This window comes from Planococcus massiliensis (genome assembly GCF_000821325.1).
GTDB classification, from domain to species: domain Bacteria; phylum Bacillota; class Bacilli; order Bacillales_A; family Planococcaceae; genus Planococcus; species Planococcus ruber.
Genome location: NZ_CCXS01000001.1, coordinates 1,619,569 through 1,635,524, shown reverse-complemented (window position 1 = coordinate 1,635,524; position 15,956 = coordinate 1,619,569). Strand labels below are relative to the sequence as shown.

The following is a 15,956-nucleotide window of genomic DNA, read 5'->3' as shown; positions in this document are numbered from 1 at the left end:
CTATGTCTTGATGCTTAGATGTAAGAGTTATGCGCGTTCAAACGAATTTGCGCGCGCTTAAATAAAAATATGCGCGTTCAGAAAGAAATGCGCTCGCTCAGGAAAATTTGCGCGCGTTCGCAGAAATTTACGCGCGTTCGGCAAAATTACTGCTCTCCCGTCGGCCCAAATCAAAACCGCAGGCAACTCCCAATACACGGAGCTGCCTGCGGTTCGCCTATACAATCTGTTTTTATTTCATGAAACGCTTCACTAAACGGCCAGCCGGCAGTTTGGAAACAAATTTATTGCCTGAATTGGATATGCCGCGGACAACGGACAACAGTTCGTCGTCGCCGGCCCAATGTTCTTCGATGACTTCGATCGGGAATTTGTTGAGCAGCGTGTTGATAACGAAAACCGCTACCACCACATCATCCAGGAAACCTCCCGGCCCTACGATAAATTCCGGCAAGAAGTCAATCGGTGTGATAAAGTAGAGAATCCCGGCACCTACCATGCCTTTGTTTTTGGAATCGATGCGGCTGTCCAGCATCAATTTCGTCAGCAAATGGAAAAGGTCCGGCGCAAATAAGAGGTATTTGCTGAAGCGGCTGAGTGGCCCTGATTTGTTTTCAAGCCAATGTTCAATCCTGCTCCGCAGCTGTTGGTAGAAGTCCTTCTGCTCATCAATCGATGGCAGCGGTTTCTTTAAATAAGCATCCGTCATAGAACTATCTCCTTTTTCGCACAGAAATTTTTAGTACGAGAAAATTTAGAAATCCATTGTAATATTCGTGGCGATTCTTTCTTTTCCGGGCGCTCCGTCAACCGCGATAAAGTTGACGATCATGCCTTCTTTGAAATTCGATACGTCATCAGTATCCGTATGCTTGGCATGCGTGAAGAACATTTCTCCATTATCGCCTTTTATATAGCCAAAGCCTTTTGCTGTGTCAAAAGAGACAATTACGCCTCTTAGGTCTTCCGTATTTTGCATATCGTTTGATCCGGCCATTCTATTCCCTCCTGTTCAAGTTCATCTATGCCTATCTCATTTATACCCAAAACACATCGTAACTTAAACAAAGGGCACTTTCATAAAAAATAAAGACGGATAATTCCGAATACAAAGAAACTAATTTTAAGCAAAAAAGAACCGCCCATCAGATGAGCGGTTCTTGGAGATTATAGTTTAGTAACATTTGTAGCTTGAGGTCCGCGGTTGCCTTCCTCTACTTCAAACTCAACTTTTTGTCCTTCGTCAAGCGTTTTAAAGCCTTCGCCTTGGATCGCTGAGAAGTGAACGAATACGTCATCTCCGCCTTCAACTTCGATAAAACCGAAACCTTTTTCTGAGTTGAACCATTTAACTGTACCTTGTTGCATGTGTACTACCTCCTGTAGATAAAAAATTTGCAATATGGAATTTCCATAAAAAAATTCACATATTCAAAAAAGTACCATAACGTGCTGATCACTTTTTTGAATAGGTGAATAGCTGTTGCTGGTGAAATCTGATTTTAACTTCGTCAAACATCTTAGTGCTATATATTCATTATAGCAAGCAAATTAGAAAAGTCAAATAAATCTAAAAACTTTTTATTGGGCTGCCATTTTCCAGCCACAGCAATCCGTAATACATCTGCATATCGTCATCGCATGATTCGCAATACTCGATTTCGCCTTCGAGCCAAAACGCAGCAAACGCCGGTTCCCGGATTTCACTTAAGGGATAGTTGCGCCTAAGCTCTTCCACCAATCCATCCCAATATTTCCGCGCTTCAACTTTGCTCGAAAATGTTTTGCGGGAAAGAACTTTTTCCTCCCATTCTTCGAACATCCACCACGGTTCAAACTCCGCTTTCATGTAAACCACTTCATGCATGCACCGGCCACTCCATTTCTCTACTATGCATTTTGCCAAATTTTTCGGCGCTTGTCCAGTATTTCGAATCTTCCCCGCTTTAGCCCCCAAAGTTTGTATTGCTTTTGCCTTCGCTGTAAAATGGAAGGGAGTTAAGCAAATAACTGAAACTTTTTGCATATTGAAACGTATTATTGAGTAGCAGGAAAGGAGGAATTCCGATGAAGGCTTTTGAGAACTTCATAAAACGCCAAAGCATCAGCCTGCCTCTTATGAGCGTGATGTTCCCGGTGCTCTATATGGGCGCTGAAATCGGCCTGATTGCTTCTGGGGCGGTTGCAGCCGGAACCTATATCGCCAGCAATACGACCGTCAAACAAATTCAATTTTCCTCCGATTCCAAGAAACTTGGAATGACCCGGAGCGAATATAAGCATATCCGCCATCAAGTAAAAGAAGCAAAAAATAAAATTAAACAGCTTCAAGGAAATTATTACCGTGTGCGTTCCATCGCTTCATTCAAACAATTGATGGAATTGACCCGGTTCTCAAATAAAATCGTGCAGCAGGTCCAAACGAATCCCCGTAAATTCTATCTAGTGGAATCTTTCTTTTATTCCCATTTGGATACGGCACTGGAATTGACCGAAAAGTATACGCTTCTTGTCGGCCAGCCGGTAAAAGACCGGGAGTTGAAAATTGCGCTCCAAGATACGCGTGAGACCCTCCGGTCGATGACGAGCGTCATGGAACGGGATTTGCAGAAAGTGCTTTCAACCGACGTGGAAAAACTTCGGATGGAGCTCGATTATGCCCGCTTGACCGTAGACCAGCACAATAATCAGCAATTGCTCGTGCAAAAAGCGCCATCAGACGATGAAGGAGACGTGGAACATGACACAAAATCGATCGAATCAAAGTGAATTGGATGATTTACTCGGCAACCCATTCGGCATGGAGCCCATGAAAGAAGAAGTGAATTTGGCAAAACGCGAAGACGGCCGCCCTGTCGCTTTAATGGAGCGCCTCACAAAAGACGAGCAGGAAAAAGCGCGTGAACTAGCCAAGCAGATTCCTGCTGGGAACTATGAAGCCATTTTAACTTACGGCGCCAATGCCCAAAATCAATTGGGGCAGTTCTCCCATAAGATGCTCGACCATGTGCAGCAAAAAGACATCGGGCCGGTCGGCGATGTTCTCCATGATTTGATGAAAAAATTGCAGGAATTGAATCCGGAAGAACTTTCCCAGGAAAAACGCTCCGGCCTCCGCAAATTATTTGCCAAAGCAAAATACTCCGTCCAGGAGATGATGACGAAATATCAAAAGCTCAGCACCCAGGTAGACCGCATCAGCGTCCAGTTGGACCATTCAAAACGCGGGCTGCTGGAAGACGTTCAGATGCTGGAGCAGTTATATGACCAGAACAAAACGTATTTCCAGGCCTTGAACGTCTACATCGCAGCAGCAGAACTCAAGCGGGACGAAATCCTTAACGAGACCATCCCTGCCCTGCGCAAAAAAGCGGAACAGTCGAATGACCAAATGGCCTACCAGGAAGTAAACGACATGGCCCAATTTTTGGACCGCCTGGAGAAGCGGCTATACGATTTGCAATTGTCCCGCCAGATCACGATTCAAAGTGCACCGCAGATCCGCATGATCCAGCAGACAAACCAGACTTTGGCTGAAAAGATCCAGTCGTCGATCATGACATCGATTCCGTTGTGGAAAAACCAGATTGCCATCGCTTTGACGTTGAACCGCCAAATGAAAGCCGTTGAAGCCCAAAAGCAAGTGACTTCTACTACAAACGAATTGCTGTTGAAGAACTCAGAAATGCTGAAGCTCAATTCGATTGAAACCGCTAAAGAAAATGAACGCGGATTGGTTGAAATCGAAACGCTGAAACAGACGCAGGAAAACTTATTGACGACGATTGAAGAAACATTGCGCATCCAAGCTGAAGGACGCAAAAACCGCAAAGCGGCAGAAATCGAAATCGGCCGCATGGAAGAAGACTTGAAGCAGCGGCTTCTTTCCATCCAAGACGATCGCGAAGGCAACCGTCCATAAACCGCAAATATCCCCGGAAGCACATCGCTTCCGGGGATATTTTTTGTCTGCTGGCAGTCAACCGGACTGGATCACCAAATGCAATGTCCGTTTCAAGAGGCGCAAAGTCTGTTCCACGAACTGCTCCAAGGAATCCGCACTGACCGATTTATTGCCGTACATCATTTGATAAAAAGAAGCCTGCTCTTCCGAAATCGGCTCGCTGCTCAAAAACAGATGGAGCACTTCGATTGCGCTTTTTTTTGCTTCTAAAACAGCGTTTGCCGTATCCACTACGCCGTTCTCTGCATAATCATAGGCAGAAGGCTCACCATCTGAAAAGACCAGTAAAAAGCGGTGTTTTTCGCTGCGCTGCTGTAGCCGGTCTGTCATCCAACGGATGGCAAATCCATCCCGGTTGTCTTCATGGGCTTCTAAAGAAAAGATTTCGGGTGCATGGTCGCGGCTGCCGTCTTCGAATTTATGCATCCATTCAAAATAATTGGGCTGGCTCGCTTCACTTGCTTCATAGGCGTCTTCATAAAATAAAACAATTTCATGCGGTACATTGAGATTCCGCAAGACATCATGGAATAATAAAACCGCTTGCCTCGTTTCTTCTAATTTGTCCACCATCGATGCAGATCCATCGATCAGCAAACAGAACACGGCATCCAATTCTTTCGAAGGGGCTGATTTGCGGTAAAAAGGTTTTGGTCGCTCCTCGATCACCAAAGGCAATAGATTTTTCGACAGCCTTCCCGCATTCAAATTCCCTCTCGCTTCTTGCCGGCGCTGCGTCATTCTCTTTTTCAATTCTTTTAAAAGAGCCCGCACATAGGGCGCCTGCTTTCTTCGCCAAGCTTCAATCGATTGCCGGTGGTCTCCGGACAATTCGATGCGCTTTTCCGTGTATTCCACCGCTTCATTGGCGGCGCCGAATTTTCCAGCGGCCTTTTTCGGCTGGTCCTCCATCTTCCGGTCGTTATCATCGTTGCCTTTAAGATGTTCACCTGCTGAATTTCCTTGGGCCGTTTGCTCCGGTTCTCCGCTGCCTTCGTCTTCCCTGCCGCCGTCCGTTGGCTTGGAATCGCCTTTGTCCAATTCAAATTCCATAGCAGGAGACGTCTCATTTTCCGTTTCCCGGTGCCACGTCTGGAACCACTCTTCAATGGTATCGATGTTTTTCCCTTCTTTAGAAGCCTCGGTCTCCATGCCCTCGTAGTAGCGAAACGGCGGAACTTCGTCGATCGAGTCGCCAAACGTATAATAGCTGAGCACCATGTCCTGGAGAATCCAATACTCAAGCCTTCCCATCAAGCTGTCAACGACTGCGCAAGAGTCGGCAGTCGATTTTGCATCAAACATTCTTGACCATAAGAAAAACAATTCACTAAAAGATTCTTCCATTTCAGCTGATTGGCCGCGTAGCGCCAAGAAAGCGGCGTTTAAAAACGCTTCCGCCTTAAAGCCTTTTTGCATATTTTGGCGGTAATGGCCTTTATGGTAGTCGATATAGACCCCTTCCCGAATCGCAAACGCTTCACGGGTTCCGGGGCGTTCTTGGCTGATCTGCTCAATCAGCCGGAATTCCTCTGCACAAAGGAGCAGCTGCTGCCGCAAATGCGGCAATTCGCTTTCTTCCTTAAGGAAGCGCCGCCAAATGCCTAAATTGAAATGGCGCCAATAGCCGGCTGCGAGCAAATAGATATCGGACAAATAGCCGTTCCGTTCAATCTGCTTTGGGCGGTGCCGCCAAAAAACGCTGATGGACAGCGCTGATTCAGACGGGCGGAATTCCAGCAATTTTCGGGTGGTCACTTTCAGGTACGGGGCATCTGCAAGCGCCCCGGCCAGCATTTCCATCTGATGCAGCAATTTTGTATCAATGGTTTCATTATTGAACTGAATAAATCGATTGACAGATGCCATGTGTCACACCTACTTTTTCCACGTATTTGCAAGATCCATAAACAAGTCGCGTTCGCTTTCATCCTCGAGCTTTTCGGCAATCGCATAGCGGACCGCACGCAGCGGATCCATGTGCTGCGCCAGCGCGGTAGCATCCAGCAAACTCCTGATGGAAGCCGCCTCTTCCGATAACAGCCCGTTTTGAACTTGCTTCATCAAGTCTGAAGCTAAATCGAGCATGAACGTTTTCAATTCAGAACCCGCTTCCGAAAATTCCCGATCCCATAATTGCTGCAGCTGTTCCCCTGTCAAATAAGGGATTGGATACGCGATGAAACGGTTTTTCAGCGCTTCATTCATCGGTGCCGTCCCGATATACCCTTCGTTTATCGCTGCAATGACACCGAAATCAGGATGTGCTTGAATCACTTCTCCTGTGAACGGATTGGTCATCATGCGGCGATAATCCAGTACACTGTGAAGAATCGGCAAAGTTTCCGGCTTTGCCATATTGATTTCGTCAATGTAAAGGAAATGGCCATTTTTCATCGCCTTGACGACCGGGCCTTCCACGAATTCAATTTGGCTTTCCCCATTCCGCTGCGTCAGCGTCTTAAAGCCCAAAAGCGCTTCTGCATCCAAATCCACCGAGCAGTTGATGCTCTGCATCGGCTGGCCGAATTGGGCGGATATGCTTTCAGCAAGTTTTGTTTTACCCGCGCCCGTCGGCCCTTTCAGCAGCACCGGCTTTTGCAGCATGACAGCGGCCAATATGTCTTGCCAAAGATTTTCGTCGGGTGCAATATATCCCCCGGCAGCAATCAGCTTGGCGTCATCGCCATAATCCTTGCCGGTTCGATTGCGTTTATCCATTTCTTGTTCCATCAAAGCCATGTCTTCTCCCTCTTTCCAAAGAAAAAAACCGATGAGCTGGCACCGGCTTTCCTTCCTTATTCAAAATACGTTTTGTAAAACCCGCCAACTTTGCCCGTGTTGTCCACGACAAAGATGAATTCTTCTGTTTCATTTTTCACTTCATACGTTTTGCCTTCCGTCAACACATTGGAAACCAAAAATTTCGCCGCATTTGTATGCGTGCAAGTCACCGTACGGATTGTCTCTTTTGTCAGCCATTCGTTATGAATCACATGCCTCATCCTTTTCTATATGTCTACCTTTCAGTATAAGGAAAAACCGGCTAAAATTCAATTGCGCTTATCACTGCCGGTTTTCTTGCTCCATACTAACCGGGCCGCAACCAGCAAAACGACGATTACCGACAAGGCAACCGAAAACATTTGCAGATTTTCGAGGATGGACTGGTAGGCATACGGGAAGGTCCGTCCGATATTGAAGTAGACCAGCATCCAGATCAAGCCGGCAGTATAGGCATAAAGCATATAGGATGCGAATGGATAACGGTTCGCTCCAACGACATACGGCATCGCCCAGCGAATGCCAGGCAAAAAGAAGCTGAACGAAATCGCTAAGGGGCCATGCTTTTCAAGGAACACGGAAAAGCGGGAAATCACGCCTTCCAGCCGCGTGCGATTGAGCCGGTGAATCAAACGATGGCCAAGCAACCGGCCGATGAAATAAGCAAAGCTGTTGCTCGAGATCAATCCCAGATATGCAGATAGGAACGCATACACCGGCTTGAAATAGCTGACTTCCGTCAAAACGCCTGAAAAAGCGGCAGCCACTTCATTTGGAATCGGCAAGCCGAACAGCAAGAGCCAATTGAAAATGAACATGCTGACATAGCCGTATTCCTTCACTAATTCCACAAAAAAACTGATGTCCAATTAATGCCACCGCCTTCAACCGCTCTCTCCCTATCATCGCATAACAAAAGGGAGCCCTGCAAATGCAGGGCTCCCTTCACAAAAGAAATGTCTTTTACGATTCCAATAGAAGATCTTCTGGGTTTTCGATTAATTCTTTTACCATTTTCAGGAATCCAACAGAATCGCTTCCGTCGATTACGCGGTGGTCATAAGAAAGAGCCACGTACATCATCGGACGGATTTCGATTGAATCGCCGATTGCGACCGGACGTTTCTGGATAGTGTGCATTCCGAGAATCCCTACTTGTGTACCGTTCAAGATTGGCGTTGACATCAATGAACCAAAGACACCACCGTTAGTGATCGTGAATGATCCGCCTGTCATATCGGCAATCGAAAGTTTTTTATCGCGTGCTTTTTTCGCAAGATCTGCAATGCTTTCTTCAATTTCAGCAAAGTTTTTCTTGTCTGTATCGCGTACGATCGGCACAACTAAGCCTTCTTCAGTTGAAACGGCGATGCCCACATCATAGAACTGTTTCAATAGAAGATCATTGCCATCCAATTCAGCATTGACATATGGATATTTTTTAAGTGCTGCAGTTACCGCTTTTGTGAAGAATGACATGAAGCCTAGGCGAGTTCCGTCATGGTCTTGCTGGAACTTGTCTTTTTTGCGGCTTCTAAGCGCCATCACGTTTGTCATGTCGATTTCGTTGAACGTTGTCAACATCGCTGTAGACTGGCGGACTTCTAGTAAGCGTTTGGCAATCGTTTGGCGGCGGCGGGACATTTTCTCGCGCACGATGCGGCCGTTTTCTTCATCGGATGAAGCAGCTGAAGCTTTTGGCGCTTCCGCTTTCGCTGCTGGCGCACTTGCTGCAGGTTTAGAACCATGAGCTTCCACGTCTTGCACGCGAACGCGCCCCATTGGATCTACTGGTGAAATAGCAGCAAGGTCGATGCCTTTTTCACGAGCTAATTTGCGTGCAGCCGGGCTTGCGATTGTACGGTCCGAAGAAGACTGCTCTTCGATTGCCGGTGCTTTTTCGTTCGCTTCCATTGTTGCAGGAGCTTCTGATTTAGCCGGCTCTTCTGATGGTGCAGGCGCTTCCGCTTTTGGAGCAGCTGCAGCGCTTTCGCCTGAACCTTCGCCAACGATCGCGATGACTTGTCCAACTTCCACAGTGTCGCCTTCTTGCGCCAAATGTTCTTGGACAACTCCGGCTTCTTCGGAAATGACTTCAACGTTTACTTTATCTGTTTCCAGTTCAACGATGAATTCTCCTTTTTCAACTGTTTCGCCTGGTTGTTTTAGCCACTGGGCGATCGTTCCTTCTGTAATCGATTCTGCTAATTCTGGTACTTTGATCTCTGCCACAAAAAATTCCTCCTTAGAATATCCCGTTCTTAACCGTTCATCTTATTGTATCAGACACCGCATAGGAAAAGCTCCTCCTTAGTGAAAGGATTACGCTTTTGCTAATGCTGCATCGATGATTCGAGTCTGTTCTGCTTTATGAGCTTCTCCGTCGCCTTCAGCCGGGCTTTGGCGTTTGATGCGTCCATAATAAGACACATCTTTGCCTGCCGCGATTTCACGAAGGTACGGCTCTGCAAAAGTCCATGAACCCATGTTTTGCGGTTCTTCCTGCACCCACCCAAGCTCTTTGACATTCGGATAGCGGTCAACAATCGCTTGAATTTTTTCCGCTGGGAATGGATAAAGCTGTTCAACGCGGACAATATGAGCCCACTCGTAGCCTTTTCCATCTTTCACACGTTCAGCCAAGTCAATCGCCATTTTGCCGCTTGCAAATAGGATGCGTTCCACTTTTTTGTCTTTTGTTCCCATTCCAGGCTGTTCAATAACTGTCTGGAAATGGCCTTCTGTCAAATCATCCACTTCCGCACCAACTAATGGGTGGCGCAGCAATGACTTAGGCGAAACAATAATTAATGGGCGGATCGCTTCTTCGGTCAACATTTTAGCCTGGCGGCGAAGAATATGGAAATAGTTCGCTGCACTGGACAAGTTGGCAACCGTCCAGTTGTTTTCCGCTGCCATTTGAAGATGGCGTTCAAGACGGGCGCTTGAGTGCTCCGGCCCCTGGCCTTCGTAGCCGTGAGGAAGAAGCATGACAAGCCCTGACTTTTGCCCCCACTTAGAGCGTCCAGCAGAAATGAACTGGTCGAACATCATTTGTGCCATGTTGGCAAAATCTCCATATTGAGCTTCCCAAATTACTAAAGCATTTTCATTTTCAACATTATAGCCATATTCAAATCCTAATACTGCCGATTCAGTCAATGGGCTGTTGTAAACGACAAAAGAAGCGTTTGCTCCAGAAATATGGTGAAGCGGGATCAATTCATTGCCTGTTTTATCATCATGAAGCACAAGATGGCGATGAGCGAACGTTCCGCGCTGTGCATCTTGCCCTGTCAAACGGATTGGATGGCCGTCTTGCAGGATTGCTCCGAATGCCAATGTTTCCGCATGCGCCCAATCGATTTTGCCTTTGCCGTTAAACGGATCTTCACGGCGTTTCAGAATGCGGGCCAATTTGCTGAAAACAGAGAAATCACTCGGCCAAGTCAGCAATTCTTCATTCATTTTGGCAAGTACGTTTTTTTCGACGCCAGTCGGCACTTCCGGGTAGCCTTTTGAGACAGCTTCCGGCATCGTCATTTTCGGTGCGTCGTCAGTTTTGTTTTCTTTCACATGGTCATAAGCTTCCTGCATTTCTTTCTGCGTATCGGCATCGAGTGCTTTTACATCTTCTTCTGAAAGAACTTTTTCTGCAGCGAGCTGCTGTCCGTATAATGCACGGACGGTGTCATGCTTATGGACTTCATGATACATCATCGGATTCGTCACGAGCGGCTCATCCATTTCGTTATGTCCGTAGCGGCGGTAGCCGATCAGATCAATCAGAATGTCCTTGCCGAATTTCTCGCGGTATTCAAACGCAAAACGGGCGACTGCAATCACAGCTTCCGGATCGTCTGCGTTTACATGAATGACCGGAACTTCAAAGCCTTTTGCAGGATCTGAAGAATAATGAGTCGATCTCGAATCGTATTGCTCTGTCGTAAAGCCGATCATATTGTTGGCGATGACGTGAATGGAACCGCCAGTCTGGAATCCGCGGATACGGCTATAGTTTAAGGTTTCCGTTACAACGCCTTGCCCTGGGAATGCCGCATCGCCATGAACAAGAATCGCATATGCTTTCTTAGAGTCGATGTCAGCAATGCCCGGCTGATTTGTCGTTTCCTGTGCAGCGCGCGTTTGACCCGCAACTACCGGGCTGACAATTTCCAAATGGGATGGGTTGTAGGCAAGTTTGATGTTTGTGCCTTTAGGTGATGTATAAGCAGCACCCATATGATATTTCACATCGCCGAACCAGCCTTTTGTAATTTGGACCGATCCGTCTTCCGGAAGAAACGCTTCGTCTCCGACATGGGCAAAACCGGCAAACATCATTTCGTATGGCTTATGCAAAATGTGTGTGAGCACATTTAAACGACCGCGATGCGCCATCCCGATCATGATTTTTTCTGTTCCTTTTTCTTCTGATAAGCGGACAAGTTCATCGATCAGCAAGACAAGGGTGTCTACGCCTTCAATCGAGAAACGTTTTTGGCCGACAAAAGTACGGTGGACGAATTTCTCGAACCCTTCAACACGCGTCAAAAGATCCAAAACCTCTTTTTTCTTCTCGTGGTCTAATGAAGGCTTAAATTCTCCAGCTTCGATTTTCGCTTGGATCCAGCTGCGTTCCTGCGGCTGAACGATATGGGAAAACTCGAAAGCGACTTTATCCGTATAAAGCGATTTCAAATACGCAATGGCTTCTAAACCGTTTGAGATGTTGGAAGGCGCTTCAGATAAAAGCAGTGAAACCGGCACTTCTCTTAAATCTTGTTCCGTTAAGCCATATGCAGATGGCTCCAAACGGGAAGTATCTTTTGGCTGATCATTTAACGGATAAATGTCAGACGCCAAATGGCCGTGCGCACGAATCGCTTCAGCTAATTGAACTGCCGCCAATACTTTTCCGAACTTGTTCGGTTCAACTGTTCCAGCTGCCTCAGAAATTGCCTGAGTTGCTGATGGTTGGCTGTTTTCAACAGGTGGTCCATATTGTTTGAACATCTCTGCAAATTCCGGATCAAGCAATTCCGGCGATTCTTGGTAAATGTCATACATTTCCATGACGTAGCCAAGGTTCGGCCCTGTAATGGAACTCCATGGGGATTTTGCATCTGAATAATTGCTAGACATTAAAAAACCTCCAACTATTTTGCCTTATGGCAGTCGCTATTATTATATGTGTACCTTCAATATTTTATCACGCCCGCGTGGATACATAAAGCGAAGGCGCTCATCGCATGAAGAACAAATTTCCATATCAATCTTACTACTTCCAGTAAAAAAAACAATGGTTTTTAGTGAAAATATTCACATAAAGACTTTTAAAGCGCTTTCACGCCTTCAACACCTTATTTTGACTGGATATTCTAGAACTTTTCCTTTGTTTTTTGATAATAAAAAACAAGGTTTCTGCCCCTTCTTTTCGCATTATATAAAGCATGGTCCGCCTGACTTACTAAAGTTTCCAAGTCGCTGGCGTGTTCAGGATAAATGGAGACGCCGATTGTCGCAGTCGGCGAAAAATGGATGCCTTCTATTTCCCAGCCAGTTTGCAGTTCCTTTTTAATCCGATCGATGATCCGGTCAATTTGGTTGGCGGCATCCTCCGGCGCCAGTCCGGCCAAGGCAACTAAAAATTCATCTCCGCCTATTCGGGCGACCATATCCTGTTTGCGCAGACTGCTCTGGATGGTTTGGCCAAAGCGGTAAATGAATTCATCGCCTACATCATGGCCATATTTATCATTCACGTTTTTGAATCCATCGCCGTCCATATAAAGGATGGCAATCCATTCTCCGGTTTCATCTGCACGCCTTTTCATTTCCATAAACTCTTTGACGATCATAAGCCGGTTCGGCAATTTCGTCAGCCCGTCATGGTAAGCCATAAAATGCAGTTTCCGCTCCAATTCTTTGCGATCGGTGATATCAAACATGATGGATAACAATTGATATACTTTCCCGTTGTATCGTGTTAAAGGAACGATGGTTGTATCCACCCAGAAATGACCGCCGGATTTTGTTAAGCTTTTCAACTCCCCCCGCCAAATCTTACCGGATAGCACCGTTTCAGTGATTTCACTGAATTCTTCATCGGTCATGAACGCCTTTCCAATTTCTTTGATGTTCGAGCCGATCAATTCTTTCCGCTCAAATCCGGTCAAGTTCTTGAAGTTGTCATTCACATAGACGATTTTACCGTTCGGGTGCCACATGCCTACAAGAGCTGCGTAATTCAAAGCGGCTTTGTAGCTTTCCAAAACATTTTCAGTTTTCTTCAGCTCTTCGATCAGTTCCGAGGCATTATTCAACTCGCGCAGAACGATATGGAACGCCCGTATCATTTTACCTTCATAAACCGGAGAATAGTTCACAGAGAAAAAAGCGGTCTCGTCGTCATTTTTCTTTCTGCTGATCACTGTATGCTGCGGGCTTACACCCGCTTTAAAATTTTTCAGCTCTTCTTTAATATTCTGAAATGTATAATCGTCGACATATGGAAGCTTGCTATAATGTTTGCCGATCCATTGTTCTTTTGGAATATCGAACGTTTTCGCGTAGGTTTCATTCATTCCAAATATGAAAAAGTCCGAAGTCAACGTGATCATCGGGTCTAAGGAGTCCCGGATGAGGGACTGGTAAAACAAATAGCCCTCTTCCACTTTCTTTTGCTTGGTGACATTTTTGGTAATCGCCAAAATATACCAAATTCCTGCGGCAAAAATCGGCGTCACTTTTGTTTCATTGGCCGCATGGTTTTCGCTGAAAAGATTATAGTCCTGATATGTATAAGGTTTCCCCGATTCCATAGCAGTCAGATAGGAGCCTTTGATGTCCTCCGCTAATTCTGCAGGCATGCTGTCATCTACAGAAGTCCCGGTAAGATCTTTCTTGAAAACGGCTGTGCAGGCCGGATTCACATACTCGTAAATGAACGTCTCCCCTTCTTGCCGCATGAAAAAAACCAGGTCATCGACGCTTCCGTAAAGCAAGTCCAATTGTTCTTTCGTAAAAGGTTTACCCATCCACAGCACTCTTTTCTATTAAACGAATTGTTTAGCTTTCACCGCTACTTTATCAATGAAGCGTTCGTAGTCTTCCTGTTCATCAAAAGTCTCTGACGAAAGAAATTTGCTGTTTGCCAGTTCTTCTGCCCATTCAAAGCGGTGGCGCGAAAGGTAGGTGGCATTGCCCGATAAAGCGAGATTAAAATCAGCGCCTTCTTTTTCTACCCGGCATTTCACCATGCCTCCCGGGTTGTAGACCGTCACTTCTCCGTATGGGACCATACCCGATAAACAGCTGATTAATGCGGAGGCGGTCATAGCTGTCCCACAAGCATTGGTAAAGCCGACGCCGCGCTCAAACGTCTTGACGAAAATCCCGGTTTCCACTTTCGTCACATAGCTGACATTCACGCCATCTGAAAAATAGCCATTCGGGCCATTGAACGTTTCCGCCCATTTTTTCTGATGGCTATCGTCCTGTAGATACGCTTTTGGCACAATTCCGATCAGATGCGGATTCGGAACAGCCACTGCAGAAAAAGCAATTTCTTCCGAAATGAAAGGAAGCGGCTTCATCAGCCATTCGCTATTCCCTTCATAAACCATCGGCAAATCAGCCAATTGGAATGAAACCGGTGAAATCTCCACCGCGTACATAGCATTTCCATCACCAAGCGGCTGCTCCTTTTTCACTGCCAATGAAGCTTTCATCGTTTCAATAACAGCTTCATCCAATCCGTCACGTTCACATACATAACGGGCGACACAGCGCAATCCATTGCCGCACATCGACGCTTCGGACCCATCGCGGTTAAAGACCCGCATTTTTGCCTGGCCCTTGTCAGAGGGCAAGACAACGAGCAAGCCGTCGACGGAAGAATCCATCTTCGCTAACTGGACGGCCAACTGATCGTAATGATCGTTTTCCGGACCTTCCAGCAAATAAAACGTGTTCATGGAACCATGGACTTTCAATAAAGTAATTTCCATTTCGTCACTCCTGGCTAAAAATTTGTGTATATCGGAACCCTATTTCTTAATATAGCGGGCCTTAGAATGGGCAATCACGAGTTTGGCCATTTCACTGGACGTTTTCGGCGGTTCTGCCATCGTCATGTTTTCCACAAGCAAATCTTCATCCAAATGAAGCTTTTGCATTTCGGAAAGGAAATTTTCAGGCGTCAAATCCTCTTCTTCAATGACGTGGGCAAAGCCTTGCTGTTTGAACAATTGGGCATTTAAAATTTGGTCTCCACGGCTCTTCTGCCGAGAAAGCGGAATGAGCAGCATCGGTTTTTTCAAAGCCAAAAATTCAAATATTGAATTCGAACCTGCCCGCGATACGACAAAATCCGTCATATGCAAAAGATGCGGAAGTTCGGTTGTAACGTATTCAAATTGGCAATAATTAGGAAGGTTTTCCAACGATGCATCCAAATTGCCTTTCCCGCATAAATGGATGACATTATACGCTTCCATCAAGGCTGGCAAGTTGCTGCGGATTGCTTCATTGACAACAGCCGAGCCTTGGCTGCCGCCCATAATCATCAATACCGGCAAGTCCGATTCAAAATGGCACAATTCTTTTCCGATTTCAGCGGAGCCTTCCATCAATTCGCTGCGGATAACGGAACCGGTGCAAGTTGATTTTTCCGCCGGCACATGCTTCAGCGTCTCTTTGAACACGGTGAAGATATGGTTGGCAAACGGCATCGCAATTTTATTTGCAAGGCCGGGAGTTACATCGGACTCGTGGATGATGACTGGAACACCTAACATTTTCCCAGCCATGGCAACCGGCACCGAAACAAAGCCGCCTTTTGAGAAAATCGCTTCCGGCTTTGTCTTACGGATAATGCTTAGCGCCTGTAGCAATCCAGCCCCTACCCGGAAAGGATCTGAGAAGTTTTTCATGGAGAAATAGCGTCTCAGTTTGCCGCTGGAGATGGCATGGTACGGCACTTCTGGAAATGTCTCCGGAATCAGTTCACTTTCAATGCCGTCTTTCGATCCGATGTATTCTACATTAAAGCCAAGCTTCTGCAATTCCGGAAGAATGGCCTGGTTCAGCGAGACGTGCCCGGCAGTGCCGCCGCCTGTCAATAAAATCGTTCTTTTCTTCATTCTGTATCCTACTCTCTAGAAAATATCTCTTTATTCTGTCTTGTGTGCATCTAAATGCACGG

The 15,956-nt window shown here is 46.3% G+C and carries 15 protein-coding genes; 2 read left to right on the top strand and 13 right to left on the bottom strand.

What is annotated here, in order from left to right:
• Nucleotides 1-232: 232 nt before the first annotated feature.
• From BN1080_RS07925 to BN1080_RS07910, 4 genes are all read right to left on the bottom strand, one after another.
• The gene (locus BN1080_RS07925; RefSeq protein ID WP_052651509.1) at nt 233-709 is read right to left on the bottom strand and encodes a YkvA family protein; all 477 of its coding nucleotides are present in this window, start codon (nt 707-709) and stop codon (nt 233-235) included.
• A 45-nt stretch (nt 710-754) separates the two neighbouring features.
• On the bottom strand, nt 755-997 hold the full coding sequence (locus BN1080_RS07920; protein WP_052651507.1) for a cold shock domain-containing protein: 243 nt from the start codon (nt 995-997) through the stop codon (nt 755-757).
• Between the two features lie 170 nt (nt 998-1,167).
• A complete protein-coding gene (locus BN1080_RS07915; RefSeq protein ID WP_052651506.1) occupies nt 1,168-1,368 on the bottom strand; it encodes a cold-shock protein in 201 nt (66 codons plus the stop codon).
• 202 nt (nt 1,369-1,570) lie between these two features.
• Nucleotides 1,571-1,867 (bottom strand): DUF1033 family protein, encoded by a 297-nt coding sequence (locus BN1080_RS07910; protein ID WP_052651504.1) that lies wholly within the window; start codon nt 1,865-1,867, stop codon nt 1,571-1,573.
• Between the two features lie 200 nt (nt 1,868-2,067).
• On the opposite strand from BN1080_RS07910, the gene BN1080_RS07905 reads away from it, so the two are divergent.
• Complete coding sequence (locus BN1080_RS07905; protein WP_052651502.1) at nt 2,068-2,769, top strand: 5-bromo-4-chloroindolyl phosphate hydrolysis family protein; 702 nt, start codon at nt 2,068-2,070, stop codon at nt 2,767-2,769.
• The gene (locus tag BN1080_RS07900) at nt 2,741-3,922 is read left to right on the top strand and encodes a toxic anion resistance protein (RefSeq protein WP_052651500.1); all 1,182 of its coding nucleotides are present in this window, start codon (nt 2,741-2,743) and stop codon (nt 3,920-3,922) included. Before BN1080_RS07905 ends, BN1080_RS07900 begins: the two co-directional genes overlap by 29 nt.
• Before the next feature lie 57 nt (nt 3,923-3,979).
• Here the strand turns inward: BN1080_RS07900 and BN1080_RS07895 are convergent, their stop codons facing one another.
• The 9 genes from BN1080_RS07895 to BN1080_RS07855 form a co-directional block, all read right to left on the bottom strand.
• Entirely contained in the window at nt 3,980-5,833 is a 1,854-nt protein-coding gene (locus BN1080_RS07895) for a vWA domain-containing protein (RefSeq protein WP_052651498.1), read from the bottom strand.
• A gap of 9 nt (nt 5,834-5,842) precedes the next feature.
• Nucleotides 5,843-6,697 (bottom strand): AAA family ATPase, encoded by an 855-nt coding sequence (locus BN1080_RS07890; RefSeq protein ID WP_407674803.1) that lies wholly within the window; start codon nt 6,695-6,697, stop codon nt 5,843-5,845.
• 65 nt (nt 6,698-6,762) lie between these two features.
• Nucleotides 6,763-6,960, bottom strand: a complete 198-nt coding sequence (locus BN1080_RS07885) for a DUF6501 family protein (protein WP_052651494.1) — start codon at nt 6,958-6,960, stop codon at nt 6,763-6,765.
• 57 nt (nt 6,961-7,017) lie between these two features.
• A complete protein-coding gene (locus tag BN1080_RS07880; RefSeq protein ID WP_052651492.1) occupies nt 7,018-7,617 on the bottom strand; it encodes a DedA family protein in 600 nt (199 codons plus the stop codon).
• A 94-nt stretch (nt 7,618-7,711) separates the two neighbouring features.
• Nucleotides 7,712-8,980: a 2-oxoglutarate dehydrogenase complex dihydrolipoyllysine-residue succinyltransferase gene (odhB, locus tag BN1080_RS07875; RefSeq protein WP_052651490.1), complete on the bottom strand. Its 1,269-nt coding sequence runs from the start codon at nt 8,978-8,980 to the stop codon at nt 7,712-7,714.
• Between the two features lie 90 nt (nt 8,981-9,070).
• Entirely contained in the window at nt 9,071-11,893 is a 2,823-nt protein-coding gene (locus BN1080_RS07870; protein WP_052651488.1) for a 2-oxoglutarate dehydrogenase E1 component, read from the bottom strand.
• A 236-nt stretch (nt 11,894-12,129) separates the two neighbouring features.
• A complete protein-coding gene (locus tag BN1080_RS07865; RefSeq protein ID WP_052651486.1) occupies nt 12,130-13,788 on the bottom strand; it encodes a sensor domain-containing diguanylate cyclase in 1,659 nt (552 codons plus the stop codon).
• A gap of 18 nt (nt 13,789-13,806) precedes the next feature.
• A complete protein-coding gene (gene dapF / locus BN1080_RS07860; RefSeq protein ID WP_052651484.1) occupies nt 13,807-14,760 on the bottom strand; it encodes a diaminopimelate epimerase in 954 nt (317 codons plus the stop codon).
• A gap of 39 nt (nt 14,761-14,799) precedes the next feature.
• The gene (locus BN1080_RS07855) at nt 14,800-15,894 is read right to left on the bottom strand and encodes an undecaprenyldiphospho-muramoylpentapeptide beta-N-acetylglucosaminyltransferase (protein WP_052651482.1); all 1,095 of its coding nucleotides are present in this window, start codon (nt 15,892-15,894) and stop codon (nt 14,800-14,802) included.
• Between the last annotated feature and the right edge of the window lie 62 nt (nt 15,895-15,956).